Below are 22,977 nucleotides of genomic sequence, written 5' to 3'. Positions count from 1 at the left end.
CCGTGTCAGGGTAAACAACGGGTTAAGGAGGAGTGTGCAGATGCGGAAAAGTTTACGCGGCAGCAGGAGATAGCCGAGAAAGCGCATGCCGCTTGGCAATTGCACCGGCGTGGCTTAATGCAGATGCATGAATGCCAAGGTGGATGCATTTGCATAAATCTTCACGCCCAAGCGATGGCAACGGCCTGACGGCGCGCCGCCCGTCCAATGAAGTGACGGAAGCATGGCTGCGCCTGATGCGGGTGCGCAGTTGCGTCCTCGAGGCCGTCGAGCAGGATCTGAAGAAGGCCGGGTTTCCGCCGCTCGCCTGGTATGAGGCGCTGCTGGAATTGTCGCGCGCGCCGGGCGGCGAGCTGCGCCCGGTCGAACTCGAAAAACAGATGCTGCTGCCGCAATATTCCACCTCGCGGCTGATCGAGCGTCTGGTCGATGAGGGACTTGCGGCGCGGCGCGAGTGCAAGAACGACAAGCGCGGCCTGTTCGTGGAAATCTCCGATGCCGGACGCGATCTGCAAAAGAGAATGGGAGAGGCTTATTCCATCGCGATCGAGCGCCACGTCGGCTCCAAGCTGTCGGACGCGGAGGCCGCGAAATTGTGCGGCCTGCTCGACCGTCTCGGCTGTTGCGCCCAGACGCCGGCGCCCGATGTGAAAGAAGCTGCGTCTTCGCAATGAGATTTTATTCACCACTTATGTCTACGGGTGGGCGCGCCCGTTGCCCCCGGCGGCCTGCGTCGTTCGCGACGCATTTTGAAAAGGTGCCGCATGGCGCGTGACCAGATCGATATGACCCCGCTCGACTCGCGCGATGCGCTGGTCGGGTGGCTTGAAGCAGGCATCAAGCCGAAGTCCGAATTCAAGATCGGCACCGAGCATGAGAAGACGCCGTTCACGTTGAGCGGCCATCGCCCTGTGCCTTACGAGGGCGCCCGCGGCATCAATGCTCTTTTGGAAGGCATGCGCCTTCTGCTCGGCTGGGAGCCGATCGTTGAGCGCGGCAATATCATCGGCCTGTATGATGTCACCGGCGGCGGCGCGATTTCGCTGGAGCCGGGCGGGCAGTTCGAATTGTCGGGCGCGCCGCTCGACAACGTGCATCACACCGCCGTGGAGCTTGCGGCGCATCTTGCACAGGTGCGCGAGGTCGCCGAACCGCTTGGCATTGGCTTTCTCGGCCTTGGCATGACGCCGTCGTGGTCGCGCGAGGAAATCCCGGCAATGCCGAAGGGCCGCTACGGCATCATGACCCGCTACATGCCAAAGGTCGGCCGTTACGGCCTCGACATGATGTACCGGACCTGCACCGTGCAGGCCAATCTCGACTTTTGTTCGGAAGCCGACATGGTGAAGAAGCTGCGTGTCGCGGTGGCGTTGCAGCCGATCGCGACCGCATTGTTCGCCAACTCGCCATTCACCGAAGGCAAGCCAAACGGCTTTCTGTCCTTTCGCTCGGAAATCTGGCGCGATACCGACAACGCTCGTGCCGGCATGATCCCGTGGGCGTTCGAGGATGGCATGGGGTTCGAGCGCTGGGTCGATTACGCGCTCGATGTGCCGATGTATTTCGTCAAGCGCGGCGACGATTACATCGATGTCTCGGGCTCATCCTTCCGTGACTTCCTCGAAGGCAGGAACGAAAAATTCCCGGGCGAGAAGCCGACCCTCTCGGACTGGGCTAATCATCTGTCCACGATCTTTCCCGAGGTGCGTCTGAAACGTTATCTCGAGATGCGCGGCTCCGATGGCGTGCCGTTGCAGCAATTGCCGGCGCTGCCTGCGTTCTGGGCGGGTCTGCTCTATGACGACGTCAGCCTCGACGCAGCGTGGGAACTGGTACGGGACTGGGATACCGCGACCCGTCAGGCGATGCGCGATGCGGTGCCGCGTCTTGGTTTCAAGACACCGGTCGGCAAGCGCTACATTTTTGAAGTTGCCCGTGAATGTCTTGTGCTTGCGCATGCCGGCCTGCGCCGTCGCGCATGCGTCGATCATCTTGGCCGCGATGAATCGCGATTCCTCGAGCCTCTCGATCGCATTATCGATGCCGGCCGCACGCCTGCAGAGGAAATGTTGACAAAATTTAATGGGGTCTGGGGCGGCTCTGTCGATCCAGTTTATGACGCCTACGCTTTTTAGAGGTATCGAGGATTTGCGATGGTTCGCCATCGTGGCAGCGCAGCACACTCGCTGACATTCATCTGCGATACAGGAAAGCCGCGCTTGGATGGTAGGGTGGCGGACTGCCCGCGATCTCGGTCCGGTTTCTGAAAGTCATGTTGGCATGCCTGGTTTTCGTACTTTCAGATATTTCTCAGTATTGCCCGCCCAGCTTCTGGCGATGGCCGCGCTCATTGCCGTGCTGATACCTGTGGCGATGTCGTCGCCTGCGCAGGCGCAGGCCAATTTCGATCGTCCCGGCGGCGACTACGCGCATTCGGAAATTCTGTCCGGCGATCCGGCAGCCTGCGCGCTCGCTTGCGAACGCGACCGGCGCTGCCGCTCGTGGAGCTTCAATTATCCGACCGCCAAGCGTGACAGTGCGATCTGCTGGCTGAAAAACAGTGTGCCGCGCCGCACTGCGGACACCTGCTGTGTTTCGGGCGTGCGTGGCGCCGGTGTCGTCGAATTGCGCAATCGCAAGATCGAGATCGCGACCGACCGTTATGGCGGCGACTATCGCAGTATTTCGGTGCCGTCGGATACCGAAGGCGATCATTGCAAGGCGGCGTGCGAGGCCGACAATCGCTGCCGCGCATGGACCTATGCGCGACCCGGTTATGTCGGACGCGATGCGCGCTGCTATCTGAAGGATCGCATCAAGCCGCCGCGCCGCAAGCCGGGATTCATCTCCGGCGTGGTGCGCTAAACGCCGTTCCTACTGCACCGACGAAAACGTCCGCGACAGGCGCAGGCCCGACGGCCAGTTCCAGATCGGCTGATGTTTGGCCGCGATGTCCCATGAGCCGAGCACGGTGTCGACGCGGCCGACGAGATTATCGACCGGCAACAGCCCGACACCGCCTTCGGCCACCGGCACGCGGCTGTCGGCGGAGTTGTCGCGGTTGTCGCCCATCACGAACAGCTTGCCGGCAGGCACGGTGATTTCATCGGTGTTGTCGAGTGCGCCATGGGTGCGCAGCTTGAAGAAGGTATGGCTATGTCCGCCGGGCAGCGTCTCGGTGTAACGCGCAGCGGGCAGCGTACCGCCGTCCTCGTTCTCGGCATTGCCGAATCCATCGGCGGAAACCGGCACGGGTTGGCCGTTGAGCCAGACGCGTCCTTCGCGCATCTGCACGCGGTCGCCCGGCAGGCCGATGACGCGCTTTACCCAGGCCTGCGAAGTGTCTCCGGGCCAGCGGAACACGACGACGTCGCCGCGCTCGGGCAGCTTGCCGAACAGCCGCGCGCTGGTCGGTACCGAAACGTTCATCGGCAGCGAGGCGGTGCCGTAGCCGTAAGGGAATTTCGATGCGAGCAGCGCATCGCCGATCAGCAGCGTCGGCTCCATCGAGGCGGAGGGAACGTAGAACGGCTCGGCCAACGCCGCCTTGCCCGCCATCACGATCAGGAAGGCCGCCGCGATCTCGCTGATGGCACGCGTCCAGGTGCGTTGCGGTTTTGCTGGTGTGGTTGTCGTCGTCATGCGCCTGTCCCGCCCACGGTGATGCGGTCCATCCGCAGGGTCGGCTGGCCGACGCCGACCGGTACGCCCTGTCCATTTTTGCCGCAGGTACCGATCCCGGCATCGAGTTCGAGGTCGTTGCCGACCATCGTAATGCGATGCAGGTCGGTCGGGCCATTGCCAATCAGCATCGCGCCCTTCAGCGGCGCGCCGACCTTGCCGTTTTCGATCCTGTAGGCCTCGGTGCACTGGAAAACATATTTGCCTGAGGTGATGTCGACCTGTCCGCCGCCAAAATTCACGGCATAAATGCCGTTCTTCACCGAGGCGAGGATTTCCGCCGGGTCCCGCTCGCCCGCCAGCATGTAGGTGTTGGTCATGCGCGGCATCGGCACATGGGCGTAGGATTCACGCCGTCCGTTGCCGGTCGGCTTCATGTTCATCAGCCGCGCATTCTGGCGGTCTTGCATATAGCCGACGAGGATGCCGTCTTCGATCAGCACGGTGCGGTTGGTCGGCGTGCCTTCGTCGTCGATCGACAGCGAGCCGCGTCTGGAAGCAATGGTGCCGTCATCGACCACGGTGACCCCCCTGGCCGCGACCTGCTGGCCCATCAGGCCCGCGAACGCCGAGGTTTGCTTGCGGTTGAAATCGCCCTCCAGCCCATGGCCGACGGCTTCATGCAACATCACGCCGGGCCAGCCGGGACCAAGCACGACATCCATCTCGCCTGCGGGCGCGGGCACCGATTCCAGATTGAGCAGCGCCTGACGGATCGCGGCATCGGCGGCGGTCCGCCATGCCTTGGTTTCGATGAAGCGGGCATAGCCCTCGCGGCCGCCATAACCCTGGCTGCCGGTTTCCTGCCGGTCACCTGAGCCTGCGACCACCGAGACGTTGACGCGGACCAGAGGGCGGATGTCGCGATAGCTCTCGCCGTCCGGGCGCACGATTTCGACCACCTGCCAGGTCGCGCCGAGGCTGACCGAAACCTGACGTACCCGCGGATCTTTCTCGCGGACATAGGCATCAATCTCGGCGAGCAGCTTGACCTTGGTTTCAAAAGCTTCGCCGTCGAGCGGATTGGCGTCTCCATAAAGCCGCACATTGGTGTGAGGCGGAGGACTCGCGAACGTGCCGGAATAGCCGCCGCGCACGGCATGCACGGCATCGGCCGCACGCGCGATCGCCGACAGCGACATGTCGGAGGAATGGGCGTAGCCGACCGCATCATCCTTCACGGCGCGCAGGCCGAAACCCTGCGCGGTGTCGTAGGTCGCCTGCTTGAGGCGGCCATTGTCGAAGGCGAGTCCCTCCGACTGGCGATATTCCATGAACAGTTCGCCGTCGTCGGCGCCGTTGAGGCCGCGGATGATTTCCTTGCGGACATCGTCGCGGTCGAGACCTGCGCGTTCGATCAGGGACGTGGAATGGGAATCGGTCATCAGGGCGCTCCGCGCATCGGCGACATCAATAAATCTCCGCCAACCGAACCGGTGCAACGGGGCGAAAAGGCGGCAAGGCGAGTATCAAGGCAACAGATAAGGTGCCTTGGTCGCTCAGGGGAGGCCTTTACGGCAGTTTGGCGTAGCCCTCGCCCAGACCCTTGAGGCTGAGCGGGAAGCCGATGCCTTCCTCGGGCGTCTCGAAAATGATGAATGTCGCGGTTTTCGCGGTCTTGAGCTGGTCGAGCAGCTTGTCGTCCATCACGATCTCGGCGACGCAGCCGTTCGGCAGGCAGCGCACGAAACCGGCGCGGCCGACGTCCTTGTCGTCGAGCTTCAGCCCAAGTCCGGAGGGCAGCAGCACGCCGAGCGGTGCGACCACGCGCATCAATTTGTTTTTCTGATCGGCCGTTTTGAGAATGATGACCGTTAGCCCGGCATTGGCGCGGTCTTCCGCGACCACGCTCTGGATCAGCGCGCATTGCTCGTTCTGGGCGCCTGCCGGGGTGTCGCAGCGGATCTGCCAGTCGCCGCTGACCGATTTGACCGCGCCTTGCGCGTGAGCGGGAACAGCGAAACCGAAGGCGCAGGCCGCGAGCATCAAAGCAGACAGGATGCTCCGCAGGCGGGCGGCGGCGGTGCCGGGCTTGTCGACAAATTTCATTCCGGGCGCTTTCTCAGTCGGTTTTCGAGCCATTCGTCCGTTTCTGACCATTCACGTTTTGGGTCATTGACAGGGCAATGACGGCGCCTTGAGGGCGACAAAAGGCGCCACAAGGCGAAAAGCGGCCGAATCGGGCCACCGCCGCGCCGCCCGGATTGCCTACAACGGACGATCATGCGCCTGCAATGTACAATCCGCCAGCGGGAAGGGCCCGACCCCCGGAAAGATTGGGTTTTTCTCTGATTTCGGCGATCAATTTCCGCAACGCTGGCTCGCGAATGAGGTACATTGCGGTAGGCATCAAATTATGGTTTGAGAAGCGGGAATTCGACGCGTTCTAATTGCGGTCTGACAGCCTTAAAAGGAATGGCGACGGGGAAGTGAGGCTTGCCGAGCGGCATGCCCACAAGAGCTATGAATATAGGAGCGTGAGCGGCATGAAGTTGTCGAGGGGCCGGATGAGCCGCGTATTGATGGGGATGGGCGTCGCCGCTGCGACCTTTGTCATGAGCGGCGTGGCGATGGCGGCCGAGATCATGGGGCAGCCGCAGGAGTGGGAATACAAACTCCAGAAGGCCGCGACGCCGATCATGGAGAACATCATCTGGTTCCACAACTTCCTGCTCTGGCTCATCACCGCGATCGTTCTGTTCGTCCTCGTCCTGATCGTGGTCGTCATCTTCAAGTTCAACGCCAAGTCCAACCCGGTCCCCTCCAAGACCACGCACCACACGCTGATCGAGGTGATCTGGACCATCGTTCCCGTGCTGATCCTGGTCGGCATCTCGGTGCCCTCGTTCCGGCTTCTGTTCAGCGAGCTGGACGTTCCGAAGTCGGACCTCACGATCAAGGCCACCGGCAAGCAGTGGTATTGGACCTATTCCTATCCCGACAACGGCAAGTTCGAATTCGATTCGCTGCTCGCCACCGACAAGCAGCCGCGCCTTCTGGCAGTGGACAATGAACTGGTGGTGCCGGTGAACAAGGTGGTTCGCGTTCAGGTGATCGGCGCCGACGTCATCCACTCCTTCGCGGTCCCCGCTTTCGGTATCAAGATCGACGCGGTTCCGGGCCGTCTCAACGAAACCTGGTTCAAGGCCGAACAGACCGGCATGTTCTACGGCCAGTGCTCCGAGCTTTGCGGCAAGGATCACGCCTATATGCCGATCGCCGTCCGCGTCGTCACCGAGGACGAATTCAAGAAATGGGTCGCCGACGCGCAGAAGAAGTATGCGTCCGCCCGCAACAGCACTTTCGCCTCGATCGAGGCTGTCGCGCACTGACGCGGCGTCACACTTGAGAAGGCAACCGCAAGGTTACGAACTGCAAAGTTCAAAGGATTAGAAAATGGCTTCCTCCGCTGCAACTCCCGCCCACACCGATCACGCCCATGACGACCATGCGCACGATCATCCGACCGGGTGGCGGCGGTATCTCTATTCGACCAACCATAAGGACATCGGAACGATGTACCTTATCTTCGCGATTATCGCCGGCCTCATCGGCGGCGCGATGTCGGTCGCGATCCGCATCGAGCTGATGTATCCGGGCGTCCAGCTCTTTGCTCAGAACCACACCTACAACGTGTTTGTGACCTCGCACGGCCTGATCATGATCTTCTTCATGGTGATGCCGGCGATGATCGGCGGTTTCGGCAACTGGATGGTGCCGCTCATGATCGGTGCGCCGGACATGGCGTTCCCGCGCATGAACAACATCTCGTTCTGGCTGCTGCCGGCGTCCTTCGCGCTGCTCATCATTTCCACCTTCGTCGAAGGCGAGCCGGGTTCGCTCGGTTCCGGCACCGGGTGGACGATGTACGCGCCGCTATCCACGTCCGGCCATCCGGGCCCCTCGGTGGACTTCGTGATCCTGTCGATGCATCTCGCCGGTGCGTCGTCGATCCTGGGCTCGATCAACTTCATCACCACAATCTTCAATATGCGCGCGCCGGGCATGACCATGCACAAGATGCCGCTGTTCGTGTGGTCGATCCTGGTGACCGTGTTCCTGCTTCTGTTGTCGCTGCCGGTTCTCGCCGGCGCGATCACCATGCTGCTGACCGACCGTAACTTCGGCACCTCGTTCTTCGCGGCCGATGGCGGCGGCGACCCGATCCTGTACCAGCATCTGTTCTGGTTCTTCGGTCATCCCGAGGTCTACATCATGATCCTGCCGGGCTTCGGCATGGTCTCGCAGATCGTCTCCACCTTCTCGAAGAAGCCCGTGTTCGGCTATCTCGGCATGGCCTACGCCATGGTCGCGATCGGCGGCATCGGCTTCGTCGTGTGGGCGCACCACATGTACACGGTGGGCATGTCGAGCTCCGCGCAGGCCTACTTCGTCGCGGCGACCATGGTCATCGCGGTGCCGACCGGCGTGAAAATCTTCTCGTGGATCGCCACGATGTGGGGCGGCTCGATTGAGTTCAAGGCGCCGATGTTGTGGGCGATCGGCTTCATCTTCCTGTTCACGGTCGGCGGCGTCACGGGCGTCGTCCTGGCGAATGCCGGCGTCGACCGCGTGCTCCAGGATACGTATTACGTCGTCGCGCACTTCCATTACGTGTTGTCGCTCGGCGCGGTGTTCGCGATCTTCGCGGGCTGGTACTACTGGTTCCCGAAGATGTTCGGCTACATGTACAACGAGACCATCGCCAAGGTGCACTTCTGGGTGATGTTCATCGGCGTGAACATCCTGTTCTTCCCGATGCACTTCCTCGGTCTGTCGGGCATGCCGCGCCGCTATATCGACTATCCGGATGCTTTCGCCGGCTGGAATCTGGTGTCCTCGATCGGCGCCTACATCTCCGCGTTCGGCGTGCTGATCTTCCTCTACGGCGTGGTCGAAGCCTTCGCGAAGAAGCGCGTTGCCGGCAACAATCCATGGGGTCCGAGTGCCACGACGCTGGAATGGACCCTGACGTCGCCGCCTCCGTTCCATCAGTTCGAGGTGCTGCCTCGGATTCAGTAATCCGCGCTGCCGTGCCGGGAAGGCACGGCGCGCCAGCGTAATCTATCCGCCATAGCTCAGCCGTATCGGCTCAGCCATGGCGGATAGGGTCTATCCAAGGAGTCGTTCGGACTTGTCCGTGGTCGAGCAAAATTCGGTCGAATATTCTCCCCTCATCATTTCCGAGGCGGGCGTTTCGGATTACATCGCGCTTCTGAAGCCGCGGGTAATGTCGCTCGTCGTGTTCACCGCGCTTGTTGGTCTCGTGATCGCGCCGGGCCATCTGCATCCGGTTCTCGCCATCACCTCGATCCTGTGCATCGCGGTCGGCGGTGGCGCCTCCGGTGCGTTGAACATGTGGTACGAGCGCGACGTCGACGCGTTGATGACGCGCACCGCCAACCGTCCGATCCCGCGGGGCCGGATTTCGTCTTCGGAAGCGGCCGCTTTCGGCATCACGCTGGCGATCTTCTCGGTGACGACGCTCGGTATTCTGGTGAACTGGCTCGCCGGTGCGCTGCTGGCCTTCACGATCTTCTTCTATGTGGTCGTCTATACGATGTGGCTGAAGCGCTGGACCGCGCAGAACATCGTGATCGGCGGTGCCGCAGGAGCATTGCCGCCGGTGGTGGCCTGGGCGGCGGCGACCGGATCGCTTGCGCCGCAGCCGATCATCCTGTTTCTCATCATCTTCCTGTGGACGCCGCCACACTTCTGGGCGCTGGCGCTGTTCCGTTCGGACGATTACGCCCGCGCCAACATCCCGATGCTGCCGGTGGTAGCAGGGCCCGACGCGACGCGGCTGCAGATCCTGCTCTACACCATCGTGCTGGTGGCCGTTGCGATCTCGCCTTGGCCGCTCGGCTATTTTGGCGTGGCTTACGGCATCACTTCGGTTCTGCTCGGCGCGGGGATGCTGTGGTGCGCAGTCGATGTCTATCGCAAGCGCACCGGCACGGAGGCCAATCGCGCCGCTCGCGCGCTGTTCAAGTTCTCACTGTTGTATCTGTTCCTGCTGTTCGCAGTGCTGCCCCTCGAAGTGGCGGCAAACGCGCTCATCGCGGTGGTCTGGTAGGGCATGGATGGACAACGAGCCCGGCCAGGAAGAGGGGATCGTACTGACGGATGCGCAAAAGCGCCGCCGGCGGGAACGCTCGATCGCGATCGCACTGGCGCTCGGAATCCTGGTGGTGTTGTTTTTCGCCGTAACCCTGGTCAAGGGGCCGGCTGTTCTGATCCGGCCGATGTGACATGAGCAACGAAACCCCATCCACGCCTTCCCGCAAGCCCCGCATGTCGCGCGACGTCATGGTCGCGACGATCTGCGGCTTCGTGGTCGCGCTGATGGTCGGCGCGTCCTATGCGGCGGTGCCGTTCTACAACTGGTTCTGTCGCGCCACCGGCTTCGGCGGCACGACCCAGGTTGCGGAATCGGCGCCGACGCACATTACCAATCGTTCCGTGACGGTGCGTTTCGACTCCAATATCCAGGGCGGTTTGCCGTGGAAGTTCGTGCCCGAGCAGAACGAAGTTCATATCAAGATCGGTGAAGTGGCGACGGTCTATTATTCGGTCACCAACCAGGCTGCGTACACCACCACGGGGCAGGCGAGCTACAACGTGACGCCGCTCACAACGGGTGCCTATTTCACCAAGATTAACTGTTTCTGCTTCACCGAACAGACCATGGCGCCTCATGAGAAGCGCGACATGGCGGTGGTGTTCTATGTCGATCCGTCGATGTTGCAGGATTCCGACCAGAACGGCACGAACACGATCACGCTGTCCTACACCTTCTATCCGGTGAAAAATCCGACGCCGAAACCGGTTGCTGCGTCGGAGCCGGACAAGCGCAAAAGTAATTTATAAGCTAAGGTAAATGATACGAGCGCCGGGTGACCGGCACCGCAAACGGAGAACGAAATGGCTGGCGGGCACGTCAAACAACACGATTACCACCTCGTCGATCCGAGCCCGTGGCCGGTGGTCGGCTCGGTCTCGGCGTTCATCATGGCGGTCGGTGCGATTTCGTGGATGCATCACCTGTATGCCGCCGCTCCGATCGTGTTCGGCGTCGGCACCATCGGCGTGCTGTACACCATGGCGAGTTGGTGGGGCGACGTGATCCGTGAGGCGCAGTACAAGGGCGACCACACCCGCGTCGTGCAGCTTCATCACCGCTACGGCATGATCCTGTTCATTGCCTCCGAGGTGATGTTCTTCGTCGCCTGGTTCTGGGCCTATTTCAACGCCGCACTGTTCCCGGGCGATACCATCCAGTTCACCCGTGACGCGCTATTCGGCGGTGTCTGGCCGCCGAAGGGGATCGAAACCTTCGACCCGTGGCACCTGCCGCTATTGAACACGCTGATCCTGTTGACCTCGGGCACCACCGTCACCTGGGCGCACCACGCGCTTCTGGAAGGCGACCGCAAGGGGCTGAAGTGGGGCCTGATCCTCACCGTTGTGCTTGGCGCCTGCTTCACCTTGTGCCAGGCGTTCGAATACAGCCACGCTGAATTCTCCTTCGCCGGCCACGTCTATGGCTCGACCTTCTTCATGGCGACGGGCTTCCATGGTTTCCACGTTCTGGTCGGCACCATCTTCCTGACCGTCTGCCTGATCCGCGCCTATATGGGTCACTTCACGCCGAAGCAGCACCTCGGTTTCGAGTTCGCCGCCTGGTACTGGCACTTCGTCGACGTGGTGTGGCTGTTCCTGTTCATCTGCATCTATGTCTGGGGACATGGCGCGGAGAGCATGGCTCACGCGGCCCATTGACCGGCATTCCTTGCATCGAAAAAGCGGCCCTCTGGGCCGCTTTTTTTATGGGAGGCCGGCCTGTCCGGTTCGACGGGACTTTCCCGGCTGCCTTTCGTCGAGACTTTGCCGTACCTTTTTGTCATAAAGCCCCCATGAACAACCTGCCGTCCTCACCGCCTGCTACCCCGGCGGTCTCGCCTTTCGTCGCCGGATTGCTCTGCCGCTGCCCGCGCTGCGGCAAGGGGAAAATGTTCGCCGGGTTTTTGTCGCTGCGGCCGGAATGCGAGGTCTGCGGCCTCGATTACAACTTCATCGACTCTGGCGACGGCCCGGCGGTGTTCATCATCCTGCTGGCCGGATTCCTCGTGGTGGGTGCCGCGCTGATCGTGGAGGTGAAGTATCAGCCGCCGTTCTGGGTTCATGCCGCCCTGTGGCTGCCGTTGATCCTGCTCGTGACACTGGCACCGCTGCGGCCGATGAAGGCGCTGATGATCGCGCTGCAATATCACCACAAGGCAGCCGAAGGGCAGTTCGTGAAGCGGGATCAGGCATGAGCCAAGCGAGGTCCTTGGGCAGTACGATCAGCATGACCGTGTTTGCGCTGGTGATGACGGCGCTCCTCACCGGATTGGGCTTCTGGCAGCTCGAACGCCGCGATGAGAAGCACGCGCTGATCGCCGCTTTGAATGCGCGGCTGGCGGCGGAGCCGGTGGCCTTGCCGCCATCGAGCGATTGGCCGCACCTGAACCGGAGTGACGATGAATTCCGCCGGGTGCGCTTCACGGCGACGTTCGAGAACAAGCCGGATGCGATGATCTACACATCCAGCTCGGCGGTGCGCACGGACATCAAGACGCCGGGTGCCTGGGCTTTCCTGCCGGCGCGGCTCGAGAGCGGCGAGCAGGTGGTGGTCAATGCCGGTTTCGTGCCGAATGAAATGCAGGGCCGGGCCGAGGAAGATCGCGCGGTCGCGCCCCTGCTGACCGGCAAGCCGGAGACGCTGACGGGGTATTTGCGTTTCCCCGAGCATCCCGGATTTCTCACCGCGCATGAGAATGAGCCGAAGCGGCTCTGGTTCATTCGCGATGTCCCCGGCATCGCCGCATCGCTGAACTGGGGAAAGGTCGCGCCGTTCTACATTGATCTTGAAACGCCGGTGCCCGCGGGAGCCGTGCCGAAGCCCGGCGCTCTCGTGCCCAAGCTGCGGGATAACCATCTGCAATACGCGATCACCTGGTTCGGCCTCGCGCTTGCCGTGTTCGGCACGTTCGGCTTCTGGCTGTTCGGCAAGCGGCGGGCCTGAGGCCTGCCATTTCGCTTCCTTGTCGGGAGGAAGACCAGCCGGTATGGTGCAGAATTCCACCCGGTGTGGATAAAATTAACAATCTTGTCAAAGGCTTGCGGAACCCTGCGCCTTTGGAGGCACCGTTGACGACTTATCTTTCGACCCGGGGCGAGGCCCCCAAGCTCGGCTTTTGCGACGTGATGCTGACCGGGCTTGCCCGTGACGGCGGCCTCTACGTGCCGGAAGTCTGGCCGACGCTCTCGCGCGAGGCCATCGCCGGTTTTGCCGGCCGACCCTATTGGGAGGTCGCTACCGAGGTGATCCGCCTCTTCGTCGCAGGTGAGATCTCCGATGCCGATCTCGGACGGATGACCAACGAAGCCTATGCCACGTTCCGCCATCCGGCGGTGGTGCCGCTCGACCAGAGCGGGACCAACCAGTTCACGCTCGAGCTGTTTCACGGGCCGACGCTCGCCTTCAAGGACGTGGCGATGCAGCTCCTGTCGCGGTTGATGGACCATGTGTTGGCCAAGCGCGGCGCGCGCACCACCATCGTGGTTGCGACCTCCGGCGACACCGGCGGCGCGGCGGTCGAGGCTTTCAAGAATCGCGAGAATGTCGATCTATTCGTGCTGTTTCCGAACGGCCGCATCTCCGAGGTGCAGCGGCGGATGATGACGACGACCGGCGCGGCCAACGTCCATGCGCTGCCGGTGGAGGGCACGTTCGACGATTGCCAGGCGATCGTGAAGGCGCTGTTCAATCATCATGCGTTCCGTGACCGGGTGTCGCTGTCCGGCGTCAATTCGATCAATTGGGCGCGCATCGTGGCGCAGACCGTCTATTACTTCACCTCGGCGGTGGCGCTGGGCGCGCCCGCGCGGGAGATCGACTTCACGGTGCCGACCGGAAATTTCGGCGACATCTTCGCAGGCTATGTCGCCAAGCGCATGGGCCTGCCGGTCGGCAGGCTGCGTATTGCCACCAACGTCAACGATATTCTCGCGCGGACGCTGCAGAACGGGCTTTACGAAGTGCGCGGTGTTCACGCCACGCAGTCGCCTTCGATGGACATCCAGGTGTCGTCGAATTTCGAGCGGCTGATTTTCGAGGCGTGCGGCCGCGACGCGGCACTGGTGCGCGGGCTGATGGCCTCATTGGCCCAGTCCGGGCGCTTCTCATTGTCCGGCAACGTGCTCAACGCGATCCGCGCTGATTTCGAGGCAGGCCGCGCCGACGAGACGGAAGTGGCGGCGACGATCCGCGCAGCGTTCCGCGAGGCAGGCGATCTCATCGATCCGCACACGGCCGTGGCACTGGCGGTGGCCGAGCGTGACGACGCCGATTCCAAAACGCCAAACGTGGTGCTCTCCACCGCGCATCCGGCGAAATTCCCCGACGCGGTCGAGGAAGCCTGCGGCACGCGCCCCGGCCTGCCGGTCTGGCTCGATGGGCTGATGAGCCGCAAGGAGCACATCACCGTCATGAAGAACGATCCGGCGGCGGTCGAGGCTTTCGTACTGTCGGCGAGCCGGGTCGCCAAGCAAGAGGTTCATTGATGGCTGTCGAAATCACCAAGCTTCCCTCCGGGCTCACCGTCGTCACCGATGCGATGCCGCATCTGGAAACGGCGGCCCTCGGCGTGTGGACCGGGGTCGGCGGCCGCGACGAAAAGCTGGACGAGCACGGCATTTCGCATCTGCTCGAACACATGGCGTTCAAAGGCACAGCGAGCCGTACCTCGCGCGAGATTGTCGAGCAGATCGAAGCGGTCGGCGGCGATCTCAATGCGGCGACGAGTTCGGAAAGCACCGCTTATTACGCGCGCGTCATGAAGGCGGACGTGCCGCTTGCGATCGACGTGCTGTCCGACATTCTGGCGAATCCGTCCTTCGATACGGACGAGCTGGAGCGCGAGAAAAGCGTCATCGTGCAGGAGATCGGCGCGGCGATGGATACGCCCGACGATGCTGTGTTCGAATATCTTGGCGAACTGGCTTATCCCGATCAGCCGATGGGGCGCTCGCTGCTCGGTACGCCGGAGACGCTCGCGACCTTCACACGCGACAAGCTGCGCGGCTACCTCACCACGCATTATCGCGGCCCCGACATGGTGGTGGCGGCGTCTGGTGCGATCGATCATCGCCGGATCGTCGCCGATGTGGAGCAGCGGTTTGCGGGGTTCGGTGCTGATGAAGGCCCGAAGTCCAAGCCAGCTGTATTCGGTAAGGGTGGCTCGCGCGTTGTGCGCCGCGATCTGGAGCAGGCCCATCTGACGCTGGCGCTCGAAGGCATTCCGCAATCGGACCCGGCTTTGTTCAGTCTGCAGGTGTTCACCAACATCCTCGGCGGAGGAATGTCGTCGCGGCTGTTCCAGGAAGTGCGCGAGAAGCGCGGGCTTTGCTATTCGATCTACACCTTCCACCAGCCTTATTCCGACACGGGTTTCTTCAGTCTCTACACCGGCACCGACCCGACCGATGCGCCGGAGATGATGGAAGTCATTGTCGACGAGATGAACGAAGCGGTCGAGACGCTGACGGAGGCGGAAATCGCACGCGCCAAGGCGCAGATGAAGGCCGGATTGTTAATGGCGCTGGAGAGTTGCAGCGCGCGAGCCGAGCAGTTGGCGCGCCACGTGCTGGCCTATGGCCGTCCGCTGAGTATTGAGGAAATGATCGCGCGGATCGACAATGTCAGCGTAGAGTCAGCCCGTGATGCGGCGAGGGCGTTGCTTGCCCGCAGCCGCCCGGCGGTGGTGGCGCTCGGCAGCGGCCGGGGGCTGGACAAGGCGGTGGCGTTTGCGGAAGGATTGTCCGGGCCGAAGGCCAGAGCACTTCTTCACTAAGAAGGCACTTCTGCACTAAGAGGGCGCTTCTGCATTAAGAGCCCTCCAACGTTGCGAGTTGAATGTGTTGATCGAGCCCATCCGGCTCGATGCGATGAGAAGAGAGTGGCCATGGCGTTATTCCGGTTGCCCCTCACCCTGCCGCCCGTGCTCATGCCGCGCGCGCGTGGGCTCTGGCTGCGTCCGCCGGCGATGGCGGATTACGAACAGTGGTCGGAGCTACGGCAGATGAGCAGGGCTTACCTGACGCCCTGGGAGCCGATCTGGCCCGCCGATGATCTGACCCGGGCGGGATTTCGCCGCCGGTTGCGCCGCTATACCGAAGACATCGCCGAAGACCGCTCCTATCCCTTCATCATCATCCGCGAGGGCGATCAGAAGCTGCTCGGCGCGGTCACGCTTGCCAATGTCCGGCGCGGCATCGTCCAGAGCGGCACCATCGGCTACTGGATCGGCGAGCCTTATGCCAGGCAGGGCTACATGACGGCGGCGCTGCGCGTGCTGCTGCCGACATTGTTCGGCGAGCTGCACCTGCATCGCGTGGAGGCGGCCTGCATTCCGGGCAATCTGGCGTCGGCGCGGGTGCTGGAGAAATGCGGCTTCATCCGGGAAGGCGTGGCGCGGCGATATCTGTGCATCAACGGCTCCTGGCAGGACCATTATTTGTACGGGCTGCTGGAGGACGACTTCGTCGGCTGAGGAAAGCGGGCGAAGCGCCAGTTGCGGTGCAACCTGATGCCCATGAGGCATGGTTCATGCCCCGCCTTATGCCTTGGGTTCGCCGCGATCGGCCTGTTATAAGGCGACCGGACTTCAGGACTTCGGGGGATATCGAACAGCAATGACGCAGCAGTTTCCTCATGGCCGGCTTGTGCGCGCGCGTGCGCCTTTGCTTGTGGCGGCCCTGTTGAGCATGACGCTCGCGGGCTGTGGTGGCGGCAGCATGTTCGGCGGCTCAAGCGCCAGTGCGGATTCGACGGCCGCCAGCAGCCCCTCGCTCGGCAGCCGGTTCAGCCAGATTTTCGGCTCCAAGTCGCAGGCACTCGGTGAGGCGCCGCCTCCGCCGGAAGACAATAGCGGGCCGACCTGTCCTCCCGTCAATGTCCGCTTCGGCGCGTCGACGCTCGCGGTGGGACTTCCGGGTAAGCCTGCGAGCGGGATGGACCTGCGCTACCAGGCATCGATCCTCCGCACCGCGCGCGATTGCACCTTGAGCGGCGGGCAGATTACCGCGCGTGTCGGTGTGCAGGGACGGATCATTACCGGTGCGGCAGGCGCGCCGCCGACCGTGGATATTCCATTGCGCGTTGCGGTGATGCAGGAAGGCGTCACAACGAAGGTGATCTTCACCAAGGCGTTCCAGACCTCGGTCGCGTTGTCCGGCGACGCGGGTTACACCGATTTCAGCGCGGTGATCGAAGACATCGTTTATCCGGTGCCGCCGGGGGATACGGGCGACAATTATGTTTTCTACATCGGCTTCGATCCGGCAGGGCAAAAGCCCGCACCACGCGCGCGCGGCCGCAAGCATTAGCTTTCCGCCATCGAGCCGTCATCTGGCAAAATAAAAAGGCCGGTCTTTCGACCGGCCTTTTTATTTCTGATGAGGGAGAAGCTCAGTTCAGCTTCGAGCCGAGCTCCTTGATGCTCTTCTCGATCAGCCCGTTGGCGACGTCGCCCTTGACCGTCTGCGACAGCACGCTGGCGGCTGCGGTAGCGGCGGCCTCGGCAGCGGCGGCGCGAACATCGGCGACGGCCTGCGTCTCGGCCTGCGCGATCTTGTTCTCGGCCGATTTGGTGCGGCGGGCGACGAAATCTTCCATCTTGGCCTTGGCTTCGACGGCGATCCGCTCGGCATCCGCCTTGGCGGCGGCGACGATTTCCTGTGCCTCGCGCTCGGCGCTTTGGCGGCGGGCGCGATATTCGGCAACGAGGCTCTGTGCCTCCTCTTTCAGGCGGCGTGCGTCGTCGAGCTCCTTGCGGATGCGCGCGCTGCGGTTATCGAGAGCAGCAGCGATCGTGCGATGGACGCCGAAATAGCCGAAGATCGCCAACATCAGGACGAAGGCAACTGCGACCCAGAATTCTGCTTCATGCAGCATCGCTTCAACCCTTCAGCGAGGCATCGACGGCGCGGTCGATGGCCTGATTGTCCGGCGTGACGCCCGAAAGACGCTGAACAATCGCCGCCGTAGCATCGGTGGCGATCGTCTTGACGCTGCCCATCGCCTTTTCGCGCATCGCGGCGATGGCTTTTTCGGCTTCGACCAGCTTGGCAGAGAGACTGATCTCGAGTGCCTTGCGTTCCGCTTCGGATTGCGCGGCAAGCGTGTCGCGGGTTTCCGAACCGATCGCCTGCGCCCGGGAACGGGCCTCGGCAAGCTCGGTCTCATAGGCCTTCAGCGCCAAGTCGGATTCGTCGCGAAGCGCCTGGGCTTCGGTCAAATCCTTCTCGATCGTGTTTTCGCGGGCCTTGATCACCCCACCGACGCGCGGCAGGGCAAATCGCGAGACGATGACGTAAAGCAACGCAAACGCGACCGCGAACGACACCAATTGCGAGGCAAAGGTATCTTTGTTGAACGGCGGAAACTCCGGCTTGCCGTGGTTCATCGGAACCTCGGTGTGCGCGGTCGTCCCCGTTGCATGGCTCTCGGCCATAGATGTCTCCTCAAGGAATCGACGCGGGCCTCAGATAAAGCCCGCGTAAATGCCGGTGCGAAAGATCAGACAGCGAACAGCAGAAGCAGCGCGACGAGCAGCGAGAAGATGCCCAGCGCTTCGGTCACGGCGAAGCCGAAAATCAGGTTCGCGAACTGGCCCTGCGAAGCCGACGGATTGCGCAGCGCGCCGTTCAGGAACTGGCTGAAGATCATGCCGACGCCGACGCCAGCGCCGCCCATACCGATGGTGGCGAGACCTGCGCCGATGTACTTTGCTGCAATTGGATCCATGGTGAAACTCCTTTTTGGATGCTGATGTTAGGTAGAACTCGATCCGGTCAGTGACCGGGGTGAAGTGCGTCGTTGAGATAGATGCAGGTGAGGATGGCGAACACGTAGGCCTGCAGGAACGCCACCAGAAGCTCGAGGGCGCTGAGCGCGGTCGTCATCGCGAACGGCAGCGTCGCGCCGAGAGCGCCGGTCGCACCGAGCGCGCCGAGGGCTGCAACGAAGCCGCCGAATACCTTGATCGTGATGTGTCCGGCCAGCATGTTGGCGAACAGACGAACCGAGTGCGACACCGGGCGCGACAGGAACGAGATCACCTCGATCGCGGTAATCAGCGGCAGGATGTACATCGGCACGCCGCTCGGCACGAACACCTTGAAGAACTTGAAGCCGTTCTTGTAGAGGCCGTAGAGCAGCACTGTGAGGAATACGATCAGCGCCAGCGCGACGGTCACGATCAGATGGCTGGTGACGCTGAAGGTGAAGGGGATGACGCCGATTACGTTCGCCATCAGCACGAACATGAAGATCGAGAACACCAGCGGGAAGAACTTCATGCCTTCTTCGCCGAGACTTTCTTTCATCATCCCGACGACAAATTCGTAGGTCAGCTCCGCGACCGACTGGTAGCGGGTCGGCACCAGACGGGTGCTGCCGCCGAGCATCAGCAGCGCGACCGCGCCGACGCAGATGAACATGAACAGCGATGAATTCGTGAAGGCGATCTCCTGGCCGCCGACGTGGCCGAGCGAGAAGATCTTGTGAATCTCAAATTGTTCAACCGGATCGGCCATTCCGAAACATCTCTCTCAAATGCCGGCAGGACCGGCTGCATCAATCGATCAGGCGATGCCGCGCATCATTGGCGGTCCGCCGGCTTGTCCGCTACTCCCGCCGTCCGCATCACGTTGATCACGCCGGCCGCGAAGCCGAGCAGGAAGAACACGATCAGTCCCCAGGGGGACGTGGACAGCAGGCGGTCGAAACCCCAGCCGATGGCCGCTCCGACAAGAACGCCTGCAATCAATTCGGATGAGAGGCGGAAGCCGCGCGCCATTGCGGATGCTTTGGCTGAGGCGTTTCCATCCCTGCCGTCCGACTGACCTGTCCGGAGATTTCGGTCTTTCCTGGTTTCGGAAAGCCGGTCTTCCAGATGGTGAAGCCTTGCGGAGAGCGCGGCTTCATCGGCAGATGGTTTGTCTTTTTCATCCATTGTCTTCGCGTCCGTTGCGACGTGCCTGCCTGCGCCGGCACACTGTCTTTTACGTCGCGAGATCTCGGAAAAAACGTCCCAAACACCCCTGAAACCGCGCGGACCATACTGTCGGCCTTCTGGCAAGTCAAGATTGGGAGACGGTTGCATATCCCAAATAACACATTGATATATATATAAGAAATACGACCGTCCAAACGTCGCGGTTGGTGTGGCATGCAACTATCGTGGATGACCTTGCACTGGCGTGCCTGCTCTGTTGGGATGCCCCTAGCTTCGGGGCGGAGTTCGCATGGCCAAGTCCGTTGAGTACTACTACTCATTCCAGTCGCCTTGGGCCTATATCGGCCACAAGCTGTTCTTTGATCTTGTCACCGCCCATGGCTTGAGCGTCGACTACAAGCCGGTTTTCCTTGGCGAATTGTTCTCCGAAACCGGGGGCCTGCCGCTCGCCAAGCGCCATCCGCTGCGGCAGCGCTATCGCATGGTCGAGTTGCAGCGCTGGCGCGAGAAACGCGGCCTGAATTTCAATTTGCAGCCAAAATACTGGCCTTTCAACGCGCGACTGGCCGATGGCGTGGCGATTGCGATCGCTGAATCGGGCGGAAACCCGGAACCGTTCATGTGGAGCGTGTTCGAGGGCATCTGGCAGCACGAACTCAATCTTGCGGACCCCGATACGGTCATGGCGCTGGCGGACCGGTCCGGTCTGCCGGGCACGACGCTGATCGAGCAGTCGAAATCGGTGGAGGTCGAGGATATCTATGAGCAGAACCGTCAGGACGCGATCGCTCATGGCGTGTTCGGCTCGCCCGCTTACGTGCTCAACGGCGAAGTCTTCTGGGGGCAGGATCGCATCGATCTGCTCGCCGATGCGTTGGCATCGGGCCGCGCGCCCTTTCGCGCAGACGTATGAGAAAGCGGCGCGGGATGTGGATATGAGAATGATGGGACAGCTCTCCGCCGGATTTGCTGCCGTCGCCCTGTTCGCGATCGCGGATGTCGCGTACGCCCAGACTCCGCCCGCCGACGAAAACGGCCGCTATACTTTATCCGCGACCGACAACGGCTATTTGCGCCTCGATACCCGCACAGGCGCGGTGTCGGTTTGTACCCCCAAGGGCGGCTGGACATGCCGCGTTGTGCCCGACGAGCGCGCGGCGCTCGATCAGGAGATCGGACGCCTGCAAAGGCAGGTCGACACACTGAAGGCACAACTCGCGAGCCACGGCGACACGGTAAAGGGCAAGATCGACGAGCCGCTCGCCAAAACCGATTCGCTGAAAAAGGATGCTCCGGAAAAATCCGCGGCGAACGGCGAGGCGGGCAAGAATCTCGCGGCAGCCGATAGCGGCAAGGAGGCAGCCGCCGGGCCGCAAATCTCCTCGCAGCGGAAACTTGCTGCGGCGCTCGACCGTGTCTGGCAGCACCTGATCGAAATAGCCGCTCGCGTACAGAAGAGAATTTCGGAAAATATCTGAAGGCTGAGACGGTGCTCGCACCCAGCGCTTGGCTATAAAAAGAAGCGGCCGCGGATTGCTCCGCGGCCGCTGTCTGTCGCACCTGGGTGCGGCAGGTTACTTCGTGATGTCGACGTCCTTGGTCTCCGGCAGCGCGATCAGGCCGACAACGACAGTGATCGCCGCGAAGATGATCGGGTACCACAGGCCGGCATAGATATCGCCGGTCGAGGCCACGATCGCGAACGCGGTCGCCGGCAGCAGGCCGCCGAACCAGCCGTTGCCGATGTGATAGGGCAACGACATCGAGGTGTAGCGGATGCGGGTCGGGAACAGTTCAACCAGCATCGCCGCGATCGGGCCGTAGACCATCGTCACCAGCAGCACGAGCAGGAACAGCAGGCCGATCACGGCTGCAACCTGCGGGCGGAAGATGTCGAACGGGTTCGACATCTTCACGATGCCCGCGTCGGTCGCCTTCGGATAACCCGCAGCCAGCAAGGCCGCCGTCACCGCCGGGTTGGAGTCCTTCGCGCTGGTGTAAGGAACGTCCTTGCCGTTGATCGAGATCGCGACCGGCGAACCGGCCGGCGCGGGAACGGTTGAGTATTTCACCGACGACTGTGACAGGAAGGCGCGCGCCGTATCGCAGGGAGCGGTAAAGACACGCGTTCCGACCGGATTGAACAGGTCGCCGCAGCCTTTCGGATCGGCCTTGACCTGGACCGTCACGGTCTCGATCGCCTTTTCCAGCGCCGGATTGGCGTTGGTGGTGATCATGCGGAAGACCGGGAAGTAGACCAGGGCGGCGATCAGGCAGCCTCCCAGAATGATAGGCTTGCGGCCGATCCTGTCGGACAGCATGCCGAACACGATGAAGAAGCCCGTGCCGAGCAGTAGCGACCATGCGATCAGGAGGTTCGCGGTGTAGCCGTCAACCTTGAGGATCGATTGCAGGAAGAACAGCGCGTAGAACTGGCCGGTGTACCACACGACGCCCTGACCCATGACGCCGCCGAGCAGTGCGATGAGAACGAGCTTGGCGTTGCTCCAGTTGCCGAACGCTTCCGTCAGCGGCGCCTTCGAGCTCTTGCCTTCCTCCTTCATGCGCTGGAAAATCGGCGATTCATTCAGCCTCAGCCGGATGATGACGGAGACGCCCAGCAGCACGACCGACACCAGGAAGGGAATGCGCCAGCCCCAGGCTGCGAAATTCGCTTCGCCCACAATGGTGCGGGTGAACAGGATCACCAGCAGCGACAGGAACAGACCCATCGTCGCCGTGGTCTGGATGAACGAGGTGTAGTAGCCGCGCTTGCCGGGAGGAGCATGTTCGGCAACGTAAGTGGCTGCGCCGCCATATTCGCCGCCGAGCGCCAGACCTTGCAGCAGGCGGAGGCCGATGAGGATGATCGGGGCCGCGATGCCGATCGTCGCAGCGTTGGGCAGCAGTCCGACGATGAAGGTCGAAAGGCCCATGATCAGGATGGTGACGAGGAAGGTGTATTTACGGCCGACGATGTCGCCGACGCGGCCAAACACCAGCGCGCCGAACGGGCGCACGAGGAAGCCGGCGGCGAAAGCGAGCAGCGCGAAGATGTCGCGCGTGGCGGGCGGGTAGGCGCTGAAGAATTGCGCACCGATGATCGCGGCAAGCGAGCCGTAGAGATAGAAGTCATACCATTCGAACACGGTGCCGAGGGAAGATGCAAAGATGACGAAGCGCTCGTCCTTGGTCATTCCCCCGCGCCGCGGGGCGGCTGCGGTCAGTGTGG

At 62.3% G+C, this 22,977-nt stretch carries 26 protein-coding genes; 17 read left to right on the top strand and 9 right to left on the bottom strand.

What is annotated here, in order from left to right; genetic code table 11:
- Positions 1 to 143 precede the first annotated feature (143 nt).
- The 3 genes from AC1RNA_RS01770 (at position 144) to AC1RNA_RS01760 (ending at position 2,865) form a co-directional block, all read left to right on the top strand.
- The gene (locus tag AC1RNA_RS01770) at positions 144 to 674 is read left to right on the top strand and encodes a MarR family winged helix-turn-helix transcriptional regulator (RefSeq protein ID WP_492950003.1); all 531 of its coding nucleotides are present in this window, start codon (positions 144 to 146) and stop codon (positions 672 to 674) included.
- 90 nt (positions 675 to 764) lie between these two features.
- The gene (locus AC1RNA_RS01765) at positions 765 to 2,135 is read left to right on the top strand and encodes a glutamate--cysteine ligase (RefSeq protein WP_492950002.1); all 1,371 of its coding nucleotides are present in this window, start codon (positions 765 to 767) and stop codon (positions 2,133 to 2,135) included.
- Positions 2,136 to 2,280: 145 nt separating this feature from the next.
- Positions 2,281 to 2,865 (top strand): PAN domain-containing protein, encoded by a 585-nt coding sequence (locus tag AC1RNA_RS01760; protein WP_492950001.1) that lies wholly within the window; start codon positions 2,281 to 2,283, stop codon positions 2,863 to 2,865.
- Between the two features lie 9 nt (positions 2,866 to 2,874).
- On the opposite strand, the gene lepB is transcribed toward AC1RNA_RS01760, so the two are convergent.
- The 3 genes from lepB to AC1RNA_RS01745 all read right to left on the bottom strand — a co-directional run bounded on the left by lepB (position 2,875) and on the right by AC1RNA_RS01745 (position 5,730).
- Positions 2,875 to 3,642: a signal peptidase I gene (lepB, locus tag AC1RNA_RS01755; protein ID WP_009339655.1), complete on the bottom strand. Its 768-nt coding sequence runs from the start codon at positions 3,640 to 3,642 to the stop codon at positions 2,875 to 2,877.
- Positions 3,639 to 5,066, bottom strand: a complete 1,428-nt coding sequence (gene tldD, locus AC1RNA_RS01750; RefSeq protein ID WP_492950000.1) for a metalloprotease TldD — start codon at positions 5,064 to 5,066, stop codon at positions 3,639 to 3,641. Before tldD ends, lepB begins: the two co-directional genes overlap by 4 nt.
- Positions 5,067 to 5,193: 127 nt before the next feature.
- Complete coding sequence (locus AC1RNA_RS01745) at positions 5,194 to 5,730, bottom strand: invasion associated locus B family protein (RefSeq protein WP_492949999.1); 537 nt, start codon at positions 5,728 to 5,730, stop codon at positions 5,194 to 5,196.
- Between the two features lie 437 nt (positions 5,731 to 6,167).
- On the opposite strand from AC1RNA_RS01745, the gene coxB reads away from it, so the two are divergent.
- From coxB to AC1RNA_RS01685, 12 genes are all read left to right on the top strand, one after another.
- Positions 6,168 to 7,013 (top strand): cytochrome c oxidase subunit II, encoded by an 846-nt coding sequence (gene coxB / locus AC1RNA_RS01740; protein WP_492949998.1) that lies wholly within the window; start codon positions 6,168 to 6,170, stop codon positions 7,011 to 7,013.
- A 64-nt stretch (positions 7,014 to 7,077) separates the two neighbouring features.
- Positions 7,078 to 8,703 (top strand): cytochrome c oxidase subunit I, encoded by a 1,626-nt coding sequence (ctaD, locus tag AC1RNA_RS01735; protein WP_009339662.1) that lies wholly within the window; start codon positions 7,078 to 7,080, stop codon positions 8,701 to 8,703.
- A gap of 112 nt (positions 8,704 to 8,815) precedes the next feature.
- Complete coding sequence (locus AC1RNA_RS01730; protein WP_009339663.1) at positions 8,816 to 9,757, top strand: heme o synthase; 942 nt, start codon at positions 8,816 to 8,818, stop codon at positions 9,755 to 9,757.
- 7 nt (positions 9,758 to 9,764) lie between these two features.
- Positions 9,765 to 9,932 carry a cytochrome c oxidase system small membrane protein gene (locus AC1RNA_RS01725; RefSeq protein WP_009339665.1) on the top strand — a complete coding sequence of 56 codons (168 nt, stop codon included), beginning with the start codon at positions 9,765 to 9,767 and terminating at the stop codon, positions 9,930 to 9,932.
- Between the two features lies 1 nt (position 9,933).
- Positions 9,934 to 10,551 carry a cytochrome c oxidase assembly protein gene (locus AC1RNA_RS01720; RefSeq protein ID WP_009339667.1) on the top strand — a complete coding sequence of 206 codons (618 nt, stop codon included), beginning with the start codon at positions 9,934 to 9,936 and terminating at the stop codon, positions 10,549 to 10,551.
- Between the two features lie 54 nt (positions 10,552 to 10,605).
- Complete coding sequence (locus AC1RNA_RS01715) at positions 10,606 to 11,463, top strand: cytochrome c oxidase subunit 3 (RefSeq protein WP_492949997.1); 858 nt, start codon at positions 10,606 to 10,608, stop codon at positions 11,461 to 11,463.
- Between the two features lie 134 nt (positions 11,464 to 11,597).
- Positions 11,598 to 11,999 carry a DUF983 domain-containing protein gene (locus AC1RNA_RS01710; protein WP_492951163.1) on the top strand — a complete coding sequence of 134 codons (402 nt, stop codon included), beginning with the start codon at positions 11,598 to 11,600 and terminating at the stop codon, positions 11,997 to 11,999.
- Positions 11,996 to 12,748, top strand: a complete 753-nt coding sequence (locus AC1RNA_RS01705; RefSeq protein WP_492949996.1) for an SURF1 family protein — start codon at positions 11,996 to 11,998, stop codon at positions 12,746 to 12,748. Before AC1RNA_RS01710 ends, AC1RNA_RS01705 begins: the two co-directional genes overlap by 4 nt.
- 125 nt (positions 12,749 to 12,873) lie before the next feature.
- The gene (gene thrC / locus AC1RNA_RS01700) at positions 12,874 to 14,289 is read left to right on the top strand and encodes a threonine synthase (protein ID WP_492949995.1); all 1,416 of its coding nucleotides are present in this window, start codon (positions 12,874 to 12,876) and stop codon (positions 14,287 to 14,289) included.
- Complete coding sequence (locus AC1RNA_RS01695) at positions 14,289 to 15,578, top strand: M16 family metallopeptidase (protein ID WP_492949994.1); 1,290 nt, start codon at positions 14,289 to 14,291, stop codon at positions 15,576 to 15,578. Before thrC ends, AC1RNA_RS01695 begins: the two co-directional genes overlap by 1 nt.
- Positions 15,579 to 15,689: 111 nt before the next feature.
- Complete coding sequence (locus tag AC1RNA_RS01690) at positions 15,690 to 16,277, top strand: GNAT family N-acetyltransferase (RefSeq protein ID WP_009339679.1); 588 nt, start codon at positions 15,690 to 15,692, stop codon at positions 16,275 to 16,277.
- Between the two features lie 142 nt (positions 16,278 to 16,419).
- On the top strand, positions 16,420 to 17,112 hold the full coding sequence (locus tag AC1RNA_RS01685) for a hypothetical protein (RefSeq protein ID WP_492949993.1): 693 nt from the start codon (positions 16,420 to 16,422) through the stop codon (positions 17,110 to 17,112).
- Between the two features lie 82 nt (positions 17,113 to 17,194).
- On the opposite strand, the gene AC1RNA_RS01680 is transcribed toward AC1RNA_RS01685, so the two are convergent.
- From AC1RNA_RS01680 to AC1RNA_RS01660, 5 genes are all read right to left on the bottom strand, one after another.
- Complete coding sequence (locus AC1RNA_RS01680; RefSeq protein WP_009339683.1) at positions 17,195 to 17,680, bottom strand: F0F1 ATP synthase subunit B family protein; 486 nt, start codon at positions 17,678 to 17,680, stop codon at positions 17,195 to 17,197.
- Between the two features lie 4 nt (positions 17,681 to 17,684).
- The gene (locus tag AC1RNA_RS01675) at positions 17,685 to 18,239 is read right to left on the bottom strand and encodes a F0F1 ATP synthase subunit B family protein (protein WP_492949992.1); all 555 of its coding nucleotides are present in this window, start codon (positions 18,237 to 18,239) and stop codon (positions 17,685 to 17,687) included.
- A gap of 65 nt (positions 18,240 to 18,304) precedes the next feature.
- Positions 18,305 to 18,532 (bottom strand): F0F1 ATP synthase subunit C, encoded by a 228-nt coding sequence (locus tag AC1RNA_RS01670; protein ID WP_002717376.1) that lies wholly within the window; start codon positions 18,530 to 18,532, stop codon positions 18,305 to 18,307.
- 47 nt (positions 18,533 to 18,579) lie between these two features.
- On the bottom strand, positions 18,580 to 19,323 hold the full coding sequence (locus AC1RNA_RS01665) for a F0F1 ATP synthase subunit A (protein ID WP_492949991.1): 744 nt from the start codon (positions 19,321 to 19,323) through the stop codon (positions 18,580 to 18,582).
- A 65-nt stretch (positions 19,324 to 19,388) separates the two neighbouring features.
- Complete coding sequence (locus AC1RNA_RS01660) at positions 19,389 to 19,742, bottom strand: AtpZ/AtpI family protein (protein ID WP_009339699.1); 354 nt, start codon at positions 19,740 to 19,742, stop codon at positions 19,389 to 19,391.
- Positions 19,743 to 20,034: 292 nt separating this feature from the next.
- Here AC1RNA_RS01660 and AC1RNA_RS01655 point away from each other — a divergent pair, with 292 nt between their 5' ends.
- Positions 20,035 to 20,658: a 2-hydroxychromene-2-carboxylate isomerase gene (locus AC1RNA_RS01655; protein ID WP_492949990.1), complete on the top strand. Its 624-nt coding sequence runs from the start codon at positions 20,035 to 20,037 to the stop codon at positions 20,656 to 20,658.
- A gap of 28 nt (positions 20,659 to 20,686) precedes the next feature.
- A complete protein-coding gene (locus AC1RNA_RS01650; RefSeq protein WP_492949989.1) occupies positions 20,687 to 21,223 on the top strand; it encodes a hypothetical protein in 537 nt (178 codons plus the stop codon).
- A 96-nt stretch (positions 21,224 to 21,319) separates the two neighbouring features.
- Here AC1RNA_RS01650 and AC1RNA_RS01645 read toward each other — a convergent pair whose 3' ends face one another.
- Positions 21,320 to 22,942, bottom strand: a complete 1,623-nt coding sequence (locus AC1RNA_RS01645) for an MFS transporter (RefSeq protein ID WP_433994120.1) — start codon at positions 22,940 to 22,942, stop codon at positions 21,320 to 21,322.
- Between the last annotated feature and the right edge of the window lie 35 nt (positions 22,943 to 22,977).

The sequence above is a fragment of the Afipia sp. GW821-FHT14H12 genome (assembly GCF_058803465.1).
This window is presented reverse-complemented; position numbering and strand designations above follow the sequence as displayed.

Excerpts from the sequence above, each read along its gene's own strand:
- AC1RNA_RS01685 (WP_492949993.1), top strand. The coding sequence starts at position 16,420 with ATGACGCAGCAGTTTCCTCATGGCCGGCTTGTGCGCGCGCGTGCGCCT.
- AC1RNA_RS01675 (WP_492949992.1), bottom strand. The coding sequence starts at position 18,239 with ATGGCCGAGAGCCATGCAACGGGGACGACCGCGCACACCGAGGTTCCG.
- AC1RNA_RS01660 (WP_009339699.1), bottom strand. The coding sequence starts at position 19,742 with ATGGATGAAAAAGACAAACCATCTGCCGATGAAGCCGCGCTCTCCGCA.
- AC1RNA_RS01645 (WP_433994120.1), bottom strand. The coding sequence starts at position 22,942 with ATGACCAAGGACGAGCGCTTCGTCATCTTTGCATCTTCCCTCGGCACC.
- AC1RNA_RS01720 (WP_009339667.1), top strand. The coding sequence starts at position 9,934 with ATGAGCAACGAAACCCCATCCACGCCTTCCCGCAAGCCCCGCATGTCG.
- AC1RNA_RS01680 (WP_009339683.1), bottom strand. The coding sequence starts at position 17,680 with ATGCTGCATGAAGCAGAATTCTGGGTCGCAGTTGCCTTCGTCCTGATG.
- lepB (WP_009339655.1), bottom strand. The coding sequence starts at position 3,642 with ATGACGACGACAACCACACCAGCAAAACCGCAACGCACCTGGACGCGT.
- AC1RNA_RS01670 (WP_002717376.1), bottom strand. The coding sequence starts at position 18,532 with ATGGATCCAATTGCAGCAAAGTACATCGGCGCAGGTCTCGCCACCATC.
- AC1RNA_RS01725 (WP_009339665.1), top strand. The coding sequence starts at position 9,765 with ATGGACAACGAGCCCGGCCAGGAAGAGGGGATCGTACTGACGGATGCG.
- ctaD (WP_009339662.1), top strand. The coding sequence starts at position 7,078 with ATGGCTTCCTCCGCTGCAACTCCCGCCCACACCGATCACGCCCATGAC.
- AC1RNA_RS01710 (WP_492951163.1), top strand. The coding sequence starts at position 11,598 with ATGAACAACCTGCCGTCCTCACCGCCTGCTACCCCGGCGGTCTCGCCT.
- AC1RNA_RS01650 (WP_492949989.1), top strand. The coding sequence starts at position 20,687 with ATGATGGGACAGCTCTCCGCCGGATTTGCTGCCGTCGCCCTGTTCGCG.
- AC1RNA_RS01765 (WP_492950002.1), top strand. The coding sequence starts at position 765 with ATGGCGCGTGACCAGATCGATATGACCCCGCTCGACTCGCGCGATGCG.
- AC1RNA_RS01705 (WP_492949996.1), top strand. The coding sequence starts at position 11,996 with ATGAGCCAAGCGAGGTCCTTGGGCAGTACGATCAGCATGACCGTGTTT.
- AC1RNA_RS01655 (WP_492949990.1), top strand. The coding sequence starts at position 20,035 with ATGGCCAAGTCCGTTGAGTACTACTACTCATTCCAGTCGCCTTGGGCC.
- AC1RNA_RS01690 (WP_009339679.1), top strand. The coding sequence starts at position 15,690 with ATGGCGTTATTCCGGTTGCCCCTCACCCTGCCGCCCGTGCTCATGCCG.
- AC1RNA_RS01695 (WP_492949994.1), top strand. The coding sequence starts at position 14,289 with ATGGCTGTCGAAATCACCAAGCTTCCCTCCGGGCTCACCGTCGTCACC.
- tldD (WP_492950000.1), bottom strand. The coding sequence starts at position 5,066 with ATGACCGATTCCCATTCCACGTCCCTGATCGAACGCGCAGGTCTCGAC.
- AC1RNA_RS01760 (WP_492950001.1), top strand. The coding sequence starts at position 2,281 with ATGCCTGGTTTTCGTACTTTCAGATATTTCTCAGTATTGCCCGCCCAG.
- AC1RNA_RS01715 (WP_492949997.1), top strand. The coding sequence starts at position 10,606 with ATGGCTGGCGGGCACGTCAAACAACACGATTACCACCTCGTCGATCCG.
- AC1RNA_RS01745 (WP_492949999.1), bottom strand. The coding sequence starts at position 5,730 with ATGAAATTTGTCGACAAGCCCGGCACCGCCGCCGCCCGCCTGCGGAGC.
- AC1RNA_RS01770 (WP_492950003.1), top strand. The coding sequence starts at position 144 with ATGCATTTGCATAAATCTTCACGCCCAAGCGATGGCAACGGCCTGACG.
- AC1RNA_RS01665 (WP_492949991.1), bottom strand. The coding sequence starts at position 19,323 with ATGGCCGATCCGGTTGAACAATTTGAGATTCACAAGATCTTCTCGCTC.
- coxB (WP_492949998.1), top strand. The coding sequence starts at position 6,168 with ATGAAGTTGTCGAGGGGCCGGATGAGCCGCGTATTGATGGGGATGGGC.